This is a genomic window from Cyclobacterium plantarum (assembly GCF_011290685.1).
Taxonomy (GTDB): Bacteria; Bacteroidota; Bacteroidia; order Cytophagales; family Cyclobacteriaceae; genus Cyclobacterium; species Cyclobacterium plantarum.
In genome coordinates this window covers 78,452-91,285 of record NZ_JAANYN010000004.1, presented here as the reverse complement: position 1 = coordinate 91,285, position 12,834 = coordinate 78,452, and the positions used below count along the sequence as shown (strand labels likewise).

Genomic DNA, 12,834 nt, shown 5'->3' with positions numbered 1-12,834 from the left:
AAAAAGCTTGCAAATTCTTTGACAATTCAATAATTAAAACAGATCTTTATTTTCAATTTAACAATTAACTCTAAGAATAATGGACAAAATTTTAGATATTGATAATATCGACCTTAAAATCATTTCCTTGCTTAACGAAGATGCCAAAACACCTTTTACAGAAATTGCAAAAAAGGTATTTGTTTCATCGGGTACAGTACATGTCCGGATGAGAAAATTAGAGGATTTGGGGATTGTCAAAAGCGCAACCCTTAACATCGATTTCTCAAAACTGGGTTATGATATCTCTGCGTTTTTAGGTATCTACCTGGAAAAAAGTTCTCTTTACGATAATGTTATCGAAAGATTGAAAGAAATAGCAGAAGTGATCAATGCGTACTACACCACTGGAAACTACAGTATTTTCGCCAAAATCATTTGCAAAGACACCAACCATTTGCGAGATGTTCTCAACAAGATCCAATTGGTGGATGGGATAGACCGTACGGAAACACTAATCGTACTTGAAGAAAGTATCAACAGGCCGATTCAACTTTTGGAGGGTAAAAAATAAAACAATAGTTAATTATTAAGATTAAATCTAAATAAAAAATTTATTTGTTTTTAGGAATAATTAATATCACTTTTCAATTACGGTGACTCGATATTTTGGCGTTTTGACATATACATAATTTATTCATTTTTAATCATTTACATACAAAAAATGTAAATTTTTACTTTAATTTGCTGGCATTTCGAACAATAAAAAATAGATTAATGTTGTATATTTGTCCATCAAAATATAATTAGTCTAAATAACTCTTTTTATGAGCAAAGACAATCAAATTTTAGAAGAATTTACCTCAAAGGAATATGAACACGGCTGGTCAGTAAATTATGAAGCCGATGAGGCTCCGGTGGGTTTAAATGAAGACACCATCAGGTGGATTTCTTCCAAAAAAGAAGAGCCGCAATGGTTATTGGATTGGAGATTAAAAGCATTCAGACATTGGGAGAAAATGAAAGAGCCAACCTGGCCCAATGTGTCTTATCCTAAAATTGATTATCAAAAATTAAGGTATTATTCAGCCCCAAAGCAAAAAAGCAAGCCCAAGAACATTGACGAAGTTGATCCTGAGCTGCTTAAAATATATGAAAGGCTGGGTATTTCTTTGAATGAACAAAAAAGGTTGCAGGGAATAGCGGTAGATGCCGTTCTGGACTCCGTATCGGTTGGTACAACTTTTAAAGATACTTTATCTAAATTGGGTGTCATTTTTTGTTCTTTCAGTGAGGCTGTAAAGGAACATCCTGAATTGGTCAAAAAATACCTGGGTTCAGTGGTTCCGGCTACTGACAATTACTTTGCTGCGCTCAATTCGGCCGTATTTTCAGATGGTTCTTTTTGCTACATTCCCAAAGGGGTCCGCTGTCCAATGGAATTGTCTACCTATTTCAGAATCAATGCAGCCAATACAGGGCAGTTTGAAAGAACCCTAATCATTGCTGAGGACAAATCATATGTCTCCTATCTGGAGGGATGTACAGCTCCTCAACGAGACGAAAATCAATTGCACGCAGCTGTAGTGGAGATTTACGCTGCAGAAAATGCCGAGGTAAAATATTCAACCGTTCAAAATTGGTTTCCCGGTGACAAAAATGGTAAAGGTGGGATTTATAATTTTGTGACAAAAAGAGGCATTTGTGCTGGAGATCATGCTAAAATCTCCTGGACACAGGTGGAGACGGGTTCAGCAGTAACCTGGAAATATCCCTCTTGTATTCTGAAAGGGGATCATTCCATAGGTGAGTTCTATTCCGTAGCGGTTACCAACAATTATCAACAGGCGGATACGGGAACAAAAATGATTCATATAGGAAAAAACACTAAATCAAGAATAGTTTCCAAGGGAATTTCTGCAGGAAAATCCCAAAACTCCTACAGGGGTCAGGTCCAAATTATGAAAAGGGCTGTTAATGCAAGAAACTTCTCCCAATGCGATTCGCTTCTCATGGGAAATAATTGTGGCGCCCACACCTTCCCCTATATAGATATCCATAATTCCACGGCTCAGGTAGAACATGAAGCAACTACTTCAAAAATCGGTGAGGATCAGATCTTTTATTGTAATCAGAGGGGTATAGACTCTGAAGATGCTGTGGCTTTGATCGTTAACGGTTATGCCAAAGAGGTATTGAATCAATTGCCCATGGAATTTGCAGTGGAAGCTCAAAAACTACTCGCACTTACTCTGGAAGGAAGTGTAGGATAAAAAAACAAGAATAAAATGTTATCAGTAAAAAATTTACATGCCTCAGTAGAAGGCACAGCCATACTTAATGGTATCAATTTGGAAATAAAGCCAGGAGAGGTTCATGCCATCATGGGACCCAATGGCTCCGGGAAATCAACCCTTGCCTCTGTACTTGCTGGTCGCGAGGAGTATGAAGTAACCGCAGGAGAAGTGACCTTCAAGGGAAAAGACTTGTTGGAGCTGAGTCCGGAAGACAGGGCCAGAGAAGGCGTATTTCTGGCTTTCCAATATCCCGTGGAAATTCCCGGGGTTAGCTCAACTAACTTTCTGCGCACGGCCGTAAATCAAGTGAGGGAGTACAGGGGTCAGGAGCCTCTGGACGCTGTAAAATTTCTTTCACTTATGAAGGAAAAAATGAAGCTGGTGGAGATTGATCAGAAACTGCTTAGCCGGGCCTTGAATGAAGGGTTTTCGGGAGGTGAAAAAAAGAAAAACGAAATTTTTCAAATGGCAGTTCTGGAACCCACTCTTTCTATCCTGGATGAAACGGATTCCGGATTGGATATTGATGCATTGAAGGTGGTAGCCCATGGAGTAAACCAGTTAAAGTCCAAAGACAATGCAACCATCGTTGTCACTCACTACCAGCGTCTTCTCGATTATATAGTTCCTGACTATGTGCATGTCCTTTTTAATGGGCAAATAGTAAAATCGGGTACCAAAGAATTGGCCCTGGAGCTTGAAGAAAAAGGTTACGACTGGATCAAGGACGAGGTCTCTGGTACTGCTGTCTAAACTATTACAAGATTTTAATTTTCAACATGACATTGTCCCTCAAAAAAGACCATAAATTATTAGATCTGTTTCTCAAATCAGAATCGGTAAAAACCGATTTGCCCGCTTTTTCAGATTTAAAGGCTGAATCCAGGCTGGTTTTGGAGAAAGCTGGATTTCCTGTTGCCAAATCTGAGGAATACAAATATACCAACATCAGCAAAAAAATCGCTGACACCATAGAAAATCCCAATGCCCCATCCCCGATTTCTGGGCTTGAAAAGGTGGAGACACAGCAGGAGCTTATACAATCAATCGACGGGTACCGGATTATCTTTAACAATGGCATTCCGGACTTCAATCTTTCAGATGCAGCAGATGGTTTGTTCGACGTTGATTATTTTACTGACCTGGACCCATCTGAGGTAAAGGAAATCGGGAAAATAGAAAAAAGCGAAAAAGATCCCTTCAGTGCTTTGAACAGCCTGTCTTTTACTCAAGGAATTAAGATAAACATTCCTGAGGGTAGCGTGATAAAAAAGCCACTGCTATTGATCAATTATGTAAAGGCAGATGAAAATGGATCCTGCATTCATCCCAGGGTTTTTATCAAAGCCGGAAAAAATTCCCAGGCAACCATAATAGAACTGAGCATTTATTTAAATGAGGAAACAGTTTTCGTCAATTCCGTTTCAGAATGGGATGTTGCTCAAAATGCCCATATCCGGCATTATAAACTCCAGGATGGACACAAACATACCCTTGAAGTACACAATACCGGAGCAAACGTTCATCGGGACGCCAACCTTACTTCGGTTGTAATGAGCCTTGAGGCAGGAATGATCCGAAACAATTTGAGCCTAAACCTGAATGCCAGCAATTGTGAAGGTAACATGTATGGTCTATACCTGTTAAATGGAAAGACACATGTAGATAATCATACCAATGTGGACCATACCCAACCACATTGCCAGTCAAATGAGCTTTATAAGGGTATATTGACAGATCATTCCAGAGGTGTTTTTAACGGGAAAATATTTGTCAGGCAAATCGCCCAAAAGACAAATGCCTTTCAACAAAACAACAATATTCTTCTATCCGAAGATGCTACCGTTAACACCAAGCCCCAGCTTGAAATTTGGGCAGATGATGTAAAGTGCTCCCATGGTTGTACCACTGGTCAGTTGGATGAAGAAGCCTTGTTCTATTTGAGGGCAAGGGGCATAGGCAAGGAATCAGCAAGAGCTTTGTTGTTATATGCTTTTGCGGGCGAAGTGCTGGATAAGATCAGCGTAGCGCCTTTTAAAAAATATTGTGAAAAATTAGTGCATGAGCGACTTGGTGGAAGTTATTGATAGCCGAAAAAAAATCGATGTAAACAAGATCCGTGAGGACTTCCCGGTGCTTCATCAGAAAGTCAATGGGAAACCTTTGGCATATTTTGATAATGCTGCCACTACTCAGAAACCTGTACAGGTGATCGATGCCCTGAAGGCTTATTATGAAAAAGACAATTCCAACATACACAGAGGGGCACATACCCTGGCCTCCCGGGCCACAGAGCATTTCGAAAGCACCAGGAATCAAATCAGGGAATTTATCAACGCCCCTTCCTCTGAAGAGGTAATCTTTACCAAAGGCACCACGGAGAGCATCAATCTGGTGGCCAATACATATGGCCGAAAATTTATTCAGGAAGGCGATGAAATCATTATTTCTACCATGGAACACCACTCCAATATTGTTCCCTGGCAAATGCTCTGCGAGAATAACAAAGCCGTATTAAGGGTTATTCCCATTTTTAAAAATGGAGAATTGGATTTTGAGGCTTACAAAAAATTATTGTCCCCAAAAACCAAATTGGTAGCCGTTGTGCATGCCTCAAATGCACTGGGCACGGTGAACCCGATTAAAGATATGATCCGGCTGGCCCATGAATATGGTGCAAAATTCTTGGTTGATGGGGCACAAAGCACCGCTCATTTGCCCGTTGATGTGCAGGATTTGGATTGTGACTTCCTCGCTTTTTCCGCCCACAAATTGTATGGACCAACAGGTGTAGGTGTTTTATATGGAAAGCGGGAATTGCTTGAAAAAATGCCACCCTATCAGGGGGGAGGGGAAATGATTAAAGAAGTTAGGTTTGAAAATACCACCTACAACGACATCCCTTATAAGTTTGAGGCAGGAACACCAAATATTGCAGATGTAATTGCTTTCGATCAGGCCCTCACTTTCATTAAAGATTGTGGCAAGGATAAAATCCATGCACATGAATCCCAACTATTGGCTTATGCGTTCGATAAATGTGCCACTATAAAAGGATTTGAACCTATTGGCACTGCCGATGAAAAGGTGAGCGTCATGAGTTTTAACATTAAAAATACCCATCCTTTTGATGTGGGCATGATGCTGGATGCCTCTGGAATAGCAGTGCGGACAGGGCATCACTGTACCCAACCATTGATGGATTGGTATGGTATCGAAGGAACTGTTAGGGCATCTTTTGCTGTTTACAATACCGTTGAAGAAATTGACCGGCTGTACAATAGTCTGGTTAGAATAGCCAAAAGAAAAAATTAATGGAAGATATCAATGCCATACAGGATGAAATCATCGGAGAGTTTGAAATCTTGGGTGATGACAAAGAATCTACCATCTATTACATCATGGAATTGGGAGACCAACTTCCAGACTTCCCCGAAACAGAAAGGAAGGAAGATAATATTATCAAAGGTTGCCAATCAAAGGTATGGCTGATCACAAATTTGCAGGACGGGAAAATTCAATTTCTTGCAGATTCGAATACAGCCATCACAAAAGGGCTGATTAGTTTACTGATCAGGGTTCTCTCCGGGAGAAAAGCAAAAGAAATAATGAATGCTGATCTCTATTTTATCGAAAGAATAGGCATGGGCAATATCATAGGATCCCAGAGATCGAATGGACTTGCTGCCATGATCAAGCAAATGAAAATGTTTGCACTTGCTTACCAATCAAAAATTGATGCATAAAGACAGCATAAAAACAGACATGGAAAATTCAGACCAACAAGAGGAAATCAAACGAAAGGTTGTCAATGCCATAAAGGACGTTTATGACCCTGAAATTCCGGTGGATGTTTATGAATTGGGTTTGATTTATGAAATCACCGTTTATCCGGTCAATAATGTATACATCCTCATGACATTGACCTCTCCGAATTGTCCGGCGGCTGAATCCATACCTTCAGAGGTAAAAGCCAGGGTTTCGGAAATCGAAGGGGTTAATAATGTTGAAGTTGAATTGACTTTTGATCCACCCTACTCCCAGGACATGATGTCGGAAGTAGCCAAATTGGAATTAGGTTTCTTGTAATAAAATAAAATTAAAAAATATGTATCCAGAAGAATTGATTGCACCCATGCGTGCGGAACTTACAGATGTAGGCTTTAAAGAATTCAGGACTTCACAAGATGTTGAAGATCACCTCAAAGAACATAAAGGAACAACCTTTGTAGTGGTAAATTCCGTTTGCGGATGTGCTGCAGGAGCTGCCAGGCCAGGAGTGAGGTATGCATTGGATAAATCGTCCAAGAAACCGTCGACACTGGCAACCGTATTTGCCGGGAATGACACAGATGCTGTAGCCAAATTCAGGGAATTGGTAATGCCATATCCACCATCCTCCCCCGCCATGGCTCTTTTTAAAGATGGGGATCTGGTTCATTTTATAGAAAGACACCATATTGAAGGGAGAAATGCCCAGATGATCGGAGACCATTTAATCGAGGTATTTGAACACTTTTGTTAAGTAAAAGCCCTTAAGGGCTTTTTTTTTAACATTAAGCTGTAAAATGTTTGATCAAACTATACATGATTTATGGCTTTAGGCCAGCAATTGAGGTAATTTTCTTAAATTCCCTCATCTATCCGTATTACAGCCGCTTAATTAATATTTAACAGGTAAATTGCTTATTCTTTAATGCGTTTTTAAACGGATTCAAACAATAATTGCAAAGAAATTGATCAATTTTTATTAAATTTGATCCAAATATTATTTTGAATTGATCAGATTTGGAATTTTAAAATACATTTAATTAAATCAATATGTCCGATAATGCTAAACTCTCCTTTAAAGGAAAAGAATATGAACTCCCCGTTATTGAAGGTACTGAAAATGAACAGGCTGTAGACATTGCCAAACTTCGGGGGCAATCTGGTATGATCACCATCGATCCTGGATATAAAAATACCGGATCGACCAAAAGTGCCATAACATTTTTAGATGGAGAGCAGGGTATCCTAAGATACAGGGGTTACAATATTGAAGACCTGGCCGAAAATTCCAACTTTCTGGAAGTTTCCTATTTGTTGATCAATGGGGAATTACCTACTGCATCTCAGTATGAAACTTTTTCAAACAGAATCACCAAGCATACGCTTGTTCATGAGGATATTAAAAAAATTCTTGACGGGTTCCCTTCCGTTGCCCACCCCATGGGTGTGTTGTCATCACTGATTTGTTCCCTTACTGCCTTTTACCCCAACTCTTTGGATCCCAATAATACAGATGAAGAGATTCAACTGAGCATTGTCAGGCTAATGGCTAAAATGCCCACCTTTGCCGCATGGGCCTATAAAAATAAAATGGGGCATCCAGTAAATTATCCAGACAATAACCTGGATTATTGTGGCAATTTTATGAAAATGATGTTTGCCCTACCCTCCGAGAAATATGAAATAGACCCGGTAATTTCCAAAGCTTTGGATCAATTGCTAATCTTACACGCAGATCATGAACAAAATTGTTCCACTTCCACCGTAAGAATTGTAGGCTCTTCTCAGGCCAGCATCTATGCCTCTATTTCCGCAGGAATCAATGCACTTTGGGGTCCCTTACATGGAGGTGCCAACCAATCAGTGATCGAAATGCTGGAATCCATAAAAGCAGATGGAGGGGATTCTAAAAAATACCTGGAAAAAGCAAAAGATAAAAATGACCCATTCCGCTTGATGGGATTTGGTCACAGGGTTTATAAAAACTTTGATCCAAGAGCCCGAATCATCAAAAAAGCAGCTGATGATGTATTGAGTAAGCTGGGCATCTCCGATCCCGTTCTGGAAATCGCAAAAGAACTGGAAACGGCAGCATTAAATGACCCTTATTTTGTGGATAGAAAATTGTACCCCAATGTAGATTTCTATTCTGGTATCATTTACAGGGCTTTGGGAATTCCTACCGATATGTTTACCGTCATGTTTGCTCTGGGAAGGCTCCCAGGATGGATTGCTCAATGGAAAGAAATGAGGGAAAACAACGAACCTATCGGAAGACCCCGTCAGGTTTATGTAGGATCTACAGAAAGACCCTATGTCGCCATGGACAAGCGCTAATCGGTTAAGAAAACAATACACAAATTAAAAAAAGGGCTTTGCGGCCCTTTTTTTATTCAGAATATAATTAATAATTTACGGTGCTTTATAGGGATATGTTTTAAATTTTAGCAGCAAATAATTGTTTATCAGAATATTTTTTTATAATTTTGCACTTTATAATTAGATAAAATTTTTCTCCTACGCCGTGGGGTTCCTTATTGTTGATCGACACTGGGATATTTAGGAATACCGTGGCTTTGAGAAGTAAGGAACATTTCATGGAAAAAGAATTATTATTTTCAGACCTTGGGATTTCAGAAGAAATCCTAAGGGCAGTGGAAGATATGGGCTATACCCAACCTTCCCCTATTCAATCGCAGACCATCCCTCTATTGCTTCAAGGTGCTGATGTCATCGGACAGGCACAAACCGGAACAGGGAAAACAGCGGCATTTGGTATCCCTATCATTGATGGTATAGATGACTCCCTGAATAAACCTCAGGCACTTATACTTTGCCCAACCAGGGAACTGGCGGTACAGGTAGAGGGTGAGATCGTCAAACTTTCCAAATACAAGAAAAAAATCTCTTCAACCTGTATTTATGGTGGTGAACCTATCGACCGACAAATCCGAAGCCTGAAAAAAGGAGTTCAGATTGTGGTGGGTACACCAGGCCGAATCATGGATCACATGAGCAGAGGTACATTGAACCTCAGCCAGGTAAGTGTAATCGTGCTGGATGAAGCAGATGAAATGCTGGATATGGGTTTTCGGGAGGATATAGAAACCATCCTGAGCTCAATGCCCGAGGAAAGGCAAACCGTATTTTTCTCCGCTACCATGCCCAAACCCATACTGGAGCTAACCCGGAAATACCAGACGGATCCCGAAATCATCAAGGTACTCCGGAAGGAACTCACGGTAGAAAACATATCACAGTTTTATTATGAAGTTCGTTCCGGATTGAAAACTGATCTGATCAGCAGGTTGATCAACCTTCACCAGTACAAACTGAGTGTTATTTTCTGTAATACCAAAAGGGTTACTGATGAGGTTACTGAAGAACTTAACGCCAAAGGTGTGCCTGCTGAAGCATTGCATGGAGACCTCTCCCAGGCACAAAGGACCAAGGTGATGAATAAATTCAGAAAAGGACATTGTTCCGTATTGGTAGCCACAGACGTAGCTGCAAGAGGGATCGATGTTGAAAATGTAGAAGCTGTTTTTAATTTTGACCTACCTTTGGATGAAGAAAATTATGTGCACCGTATAGGACGAACAGGAAGAGCCGGTAAAACAGGTACTGCCATTAGTTTTGTGTCGGGAAGAAGAGATTCCCGCAAAATCGATGATCTTGAAAGGTTTATAAAAACCTCAATTGACAAGGCTGCCCCACCTTCTGTGGATCAATTGATTCAAATGAAGAAGGACCAACTGATCAAGGACATCCACAGGCAACTTGCCAAGCCAGATGAAAATCAGGTTTATGAAGAAGCTATAGGGAACCTTTTGGCTGAGGGATTGACCCTTGAGCAGGTAGCTATTGGGTTGGTAAAGCTTCAGCTGGGTGAGGCTGTGGATAAATTTAAAGAAATGAATTTTACCCCTGAAAGGGACAGAAGTTCGGGAAAAGACGACCGCAGACCAAGAAGGGAACGTTCAGAAAGAGACCGAAGCAGCAGAAGTCCCCGTTCCAGCGACAGAGGAGGTAGAAAAAACAAAAAAGAAAGAGAGCCTAATATGGCACGCTTATTCCTTAATCTTGGCAAAAAGGACCGTATCCGACCCAATGATATTGTTGGCGCGATAGCAGGCGAAACAGGAGTATCAGGGAAAAATATAGGTGAAATAGATATTTATGATAGTTTTTCCTTTGTTGATATCCCCAAAAAGGATGTGACTCATGTGATAAGTGTCATGAATACCAACACCATCAAAGGAAAACAGGTGAATTTTGAAATTTCCAAACCCTGATTCAATTTTGATGAAAATTAAATGAATCATTGGAGCCATCCTTAATTTAGGGATGGCTTTTTTATTTTATATCCGCCAAAGGTTTACGGATGATCCTTCCAGCTCAATCATGAATCCAACCATTCCTGATAACCATATCATAAACCTGTTGGTCTGCCCCTCCCCCACAGCCAAAAATTAGGATAGACCCCAAAAACAATAGTGATCTTAAATAAGTATGAGTGCGCACATCGAGTTAATCATTTCGCCCCAAATATACCCCTCGAAATGAAAAAAAAATTAGGACATTGTGTTTTTTTAATTAAAATTTAAACACTTTTAATAAATAAAAATGAATTTCTATCCATTTCACCTTATTTTTTACTCAATTCATTTCGGATCCGGCTCAGGGATTCAGGTTTGATGTTTAGGTAAGATGCCAGGTATTTTAAGGGCACGCGTTCCAGGTATACCGGGTATTTTTCCAAAAGACGGGTATACCGGTCTTTTGCTGATTCTGTCAATAAAGACAATTCCCTTCTTTCTCGCCATAAATAATACTGCTCCACCGCAGTCCTTCCGAATTTGTTACTGATAGGAAATTGTTCATAAAGTTGTTGCAAAAAATCGTAATGCAGGGAAGCCAGCACACAGTCATCCAGGGCATGGATATAAAACATGCCGGGGGATTGTTGAATAAAGCTGGAATAGGAGCAATTGAATTCATACTGAAAGGAAAAGTCAAAACTGATTTCTTCGCCACGGACCAAAACATAATGCCGGGTGATGCCCGAAAGCAAAATGGACAGATAGTTTTCAGTTTGGCCTTCTTTTAATATAAAGTCTCCTTTTTGGTATTTTCTGATCCGAAAACCCTGCTTAAACACCTCCCAATGCTTGTCCTCCATAGGCAGGTAGGCTGAAAGCACATTTCTGGCCTGGTTTAGTTGTTGTTCAATGTTTTGATTATCCATGCCTGCCATCATACGTCGAATCATTTGCTCGATGCTTATTTTTAGTTCCTGGTTTCATTCAATAGGGTTTTGGGTACTGCAATAACTCAATATGGTTAATTCTGTGCTTAAACTAAAACAGATGGGCAAATAATAAACCTGGATAGATCCATTTGTGGATAATTGATTCTTGGATACCTTTCCAGGATCTATGTAGAGATTGGATAGGCCATTGTTATGAGGGTTCGTAATTGGTTTATTGGTTTGATTTTAATTAACATACGTCAATTTTCAGCATCTTTTGGCATTTTACCTTTGGTGTATCATCAAATAAATACAACATGTCAAGCCACAACAATTTACAAGGCCTATCAACATTGCTCGATTTCGTACGCTTCACTTTCCTTGCCTCAGCAATAATTATCATCTGCCTTCAGTTCTACATAATTTTCAAATCCGAAGACCCGGATTGGTTGGACCACCTTCTGGAAATGGCATCGACCTGGTACATGTTTATGCTATTTTGCATGATCAGCTGGTACAAAAAAAAGAAATTTCCGGCCACCTGAATCCCAAAACACCTATACATCAATTCCTAACCTCCGATTGATTAAATTATCTAAATCGATATAGGTTAGTGGTTCAAGGCCTCTCTCCAGTGATCTCTGAATAACAAAATCCACCAAAAATTCCTTTTCACCCTTACTGCCAATGTCAATATCCAACTGAAAGGAGGATTTGGAAGCCTCAGGAAAATCCCGGATAAAGCCCAGGAAATGGTCGATATCCGCTGCACCAAGGGCAAATCCTTCCGATTGGGCCAATAGTGCCAATTCTTCCATCAACTGTATCCAAATATGGGTCATCTTTGGATCTTTTATCACCTCCCCAAAGCTAAGGTCATGCGCAGCTGTAATAGTGCCCAGGGTGGAAATGAACAAATACTTCTTCCAGATTTGGTGCAAAGCATCAGCCCTCCCCTCCATCGGGATGCCTGCCTGGTTCATATACTCGTAGAACCATTTATGGTTACTGCCTTCAGGGATAGAGGTGATTATTTTTCCAGGCCCACCAAGGTGTTTGACGTGACCCGGTTTAATTAAATTGGAAATCAAGTATATACAAGCATCCAAAACATTAGCTTCCGGGGCAACACCCTTAACCAGCTCAGCCGCATTGACCATGTTTTGTAAGGGTACCACCAAGGTTTGCTTGTCCATAATATCCGCATATGCTTTGGTAGCCAATTCAAGGGAATAGGATTTTGTGGCGATAATGACCACATCATATGCTCCTTTGGACCTATTATACAAATGCTGTGGATGGACCATATCCATTTTTCCCCCGGATTCAAAAATCAAGCCCTGTTTCCGGATATTTTTATAGGCATCATTCCTGGCGAAAAAAGTAACCTGAACAGGCAAAGCATTAGAACTTAGGAGGAGTTTAGCTCCAATAAATCCGCCTACCCCTCCTATTCCTACAATGGCAATCCTTTTTATAGCCTTCATATTTTTTTAATACTTTCACCTCCCCTTTTGGTAAAGGCCAAATTTGACA

At 40.2% G+C, this 12,834-nt stretch carries 12 protein-coding genes; 10 read left to right on the top strand and 2 right to left on the bottom strand.

Annotation, left to right across the window (positions count from 1 at the left end; genetic code table 11):
* Positions 1–79: 79 nt before the first annotated feature.
* The 10 genes from G9Q97_RS10665 to G9Q97_RS10620 all read left to right on the top strand — a co-directional run bounded on the left by G9Q97_RS10665 (position 80) and on the right by G9Q97_RS10620 (position 10,342).
* Positions 80–553 (top strand): Lrp/AsnC ligand binding domain-containing protein, encoded by a 474-nt coding sequence (locus G9Q97_RS10665; RefSeq protein WP_166146671.1) that lies wholly within the window; start codon positions 80–82, stop codon positions 551–553.
* 253 nt (positions 554–806) lie between these two features.
* Complete coding sequence (gene sufB, locus G9Q97_RS10660; RefSeq protein WP_166146669.1) at positions 807–2,252, top strand: Fe-S cluster assembly protein SufB; 1,446 nt, start codon at positions 807–809, stop codon at positions 2,250–2,252.
* 15 nt (positions 2,253–2,267) lie between these two features.
* Complete coding sequence (gene sufC / locus G9Q97_RS10655; RefSeq protein WP_166146667.1) at positions 2,268–3,029, top strand: Fe-S cluster assembly ATPase SufC; 762 nt, start codon at positions 2,268–2,270, stop codon at positions 3,027–3,029.
* Positions 3,030–3,055: 26 nt separating this feature from the next.
* Entirely contained in the window at positions 3,056–4,363 is a 1,308-nt protein-coding gene (gene sufD / locus G9Q97_RS10650) for a Fe-S cluster assembly protein SufD (protein ID WP_166146665.1), read from the top strand.
* A complete protein-coding gene (locus G9Q97_RS10645) occupies positions 4,338–5,591 on the top strand; it encodes an aminotransferase class V-fold PLP-dependent enzyme (RefSeq protein ID WP_166146663.1) in 1,254 nt (417 codons plus the stop codon). Before sufD ends, G9Q97_RS10645 begins: the two co-directional genes overlap by 26 nt.
* Complete coding sequence (locus G9Q97_RS10640; RefSeq protein ID WP_166146661.1) at positions 5,591–6,022, top strand: SufE family protein; 432 nt, start codon at positions 5,591–5,593, stop codon at positions 6,020–6,022. The genes G9Q97_RS10645 and G9Q97_RS10640 overlap by 1 nt, the downstream gene beginning before the upstream one ends.
* The gene (locus G9Q97_RS10635) at positions 6,015–6,365 is read left to right on the top strand and encodes a DUF59 domain-containing protein (RefSeq protein ID WP_246255601.1); all 351 of its coding nucleotides are present in this window, start codon (positions 6,015–6,017) and stop codon (positions 6,363–6,365) included. Before G9Q97_RS10640 ends, G9Q97_RS10635 begins: the two co-directional genes overlap by 8 nt.
* A gap of 19 nt (positions 6,366–6,384) precedes the next feature.
* Positions 6,385–6,801, top strand: a complete 417-nt coding sequence (locus G9Q97_RS10630; RefSeq protein ID WP_166146659.1) for a BrxA/BrxB family bacilliredoxin — start codon at positions 6,385–6,387, stop codon at positions 6,799–6,801.
* Between the two features lie 296 nt (positions 6,802–7,097).
* Positions 7,098–8,384, top strand: a complete 1,287-nt coding sequence (locus G9Q97_RS10625) for a citrate synthase (RefSeq protein WP_166146657.1) — start codon at positions 7,098–7,100, stop codon at positions 8,382–8,384.
* Between the two features lie 260 nt (positions 8,385–8,644).
* Positions 8,645–10,342: a DEAD/DEAH box helicase gene (locus G9Q97_RS10620; protein WP_166146655.1), complete on the top strand. Its 1,698-nt coding sequence runs from the start codon at positions 8,645–8,647 to the stop codon at positions 10,340–10,342.
* Between the two features lie 353 nt (positions 10,343–10,695).
* Here G9Q97_RS10620 and G9Q97_RS10615 read toward each other — a convergent pair whose 3' ends face one another.
* On the bottom strand, positions 10,696–11,319 hold the full coding sequence (locus tag G9Q97_RS10615) for a Crp/Fnr family transcriptional regulator (protein WP_166146653.1): 624 nt from the start codon (positions 11,317–11,319) through the stop codon (positions 10,696–10,698).
* Positions 11,320–11,855: 536 nt separating this feature from the next.
* Positions 11,856–12,785 carry a ketopantoate reductase family protein gene (locus tag G9Q97_RS10610; protein ID WP_166146651.1) on the bottom strand — a complete coding sequence of 310 codons (930 nt, stop codon included), beginning with the start codon at positions 12,783–12,785 and terminating at the stop codon, positions 11,856–11,858.
* Positions 12,786–12,834 lie beyond the last annotated feature (49 nt).

What these genes read in the sequence shown, in the direction of transcription:
- G9Q97_RS10665 (WP_166146671.1), top strand. Translation starts at nt 80, where the DNA reads ATGGACAAAATTTTAGATATTGATAATATCGACCTTAAAATCATTTCC.
- sufB (WP_166146669.1), top strand. Translation starts at nt 807, where the DNA reads ATGAGCAAAGACAATCAAATTTTAGAAGAATTTACCTCAAAGGAATAT.
- sufC (WP_166146667.1), top strand. Translation starts at nt 2,268, where the DNA reads ATGTTATCAGTAAAAAATTTACATGCCTCAGTAGAAGGCACAGCCATA.
- sufD (WP_166146665.1), top strand. Translation starts at nt 3,056, where the DNA reads ATGACATTGTCCCTCAAAAAAGACCATAAATTATTAGATCTGTTTCTC.
- G9Q97_RS10645 (WP_166146663.1), top strand. Translation starts at nt 4,338, where the DNA reads ATGAGCGACTTGGTGGAAGTTATTGATAGCCGAAAAAAAATCGATGTA.
- G9Q97_RS10640 (WP_166146661.1), top strand. Translation starts at nt 5,591, where the DNA reads ATGGAAGATATCAATGCCATACAGGATGAAATCATCGGAGAGTTTGAA.
- G9Q97_RS10635 (WP_246255601.1), top strand. Translation starts at nt 6,015, where the DNA reads ATGCATAAAGACAGCATAAAAACAGACATGGAAAATTCAGACCAACAA.
- G9Q97_RS10630 (WP_166146659.1), top strand. Translation starts at nt 6,385, where the DNA reads ATGTATCCAGAAGAATTGATTGCACCCATGCGTGCGGAACTTACAGAT.
- G9Q97_RS10625 (WP_166146657.1), top strand. Translation starts at nt 7,098, where the DNA reads ATGTCCGATAATGCTAAACTCTCCTTTAAAGGAAAAGAATATGAACTC.
- G9Q97_RS10620 (WP_166146655.1), top strand. Translation starts at nt 8,645, where the DNA reads ATGGAAAAAGAATTATTATTTTCAGACCTTGGGATTTCAGAAGAAATC.
- G9Q97_RS10615 (WP_166146653.1), bottom strand. Translation starts at nt 11,319, where the DNA reads ATGATTCGACGTATGATGGCAGGCATGGATAATCAAAACATTGAACAA.
- G9Q97_RS10610 (WP_166146651.1), bottom strand. Translation starts at nt 12,785, where the DNA reads ATGAAGGCTATAAAAAGGATTGCCATTGTAGGAATAGGAGGGGTAGGC.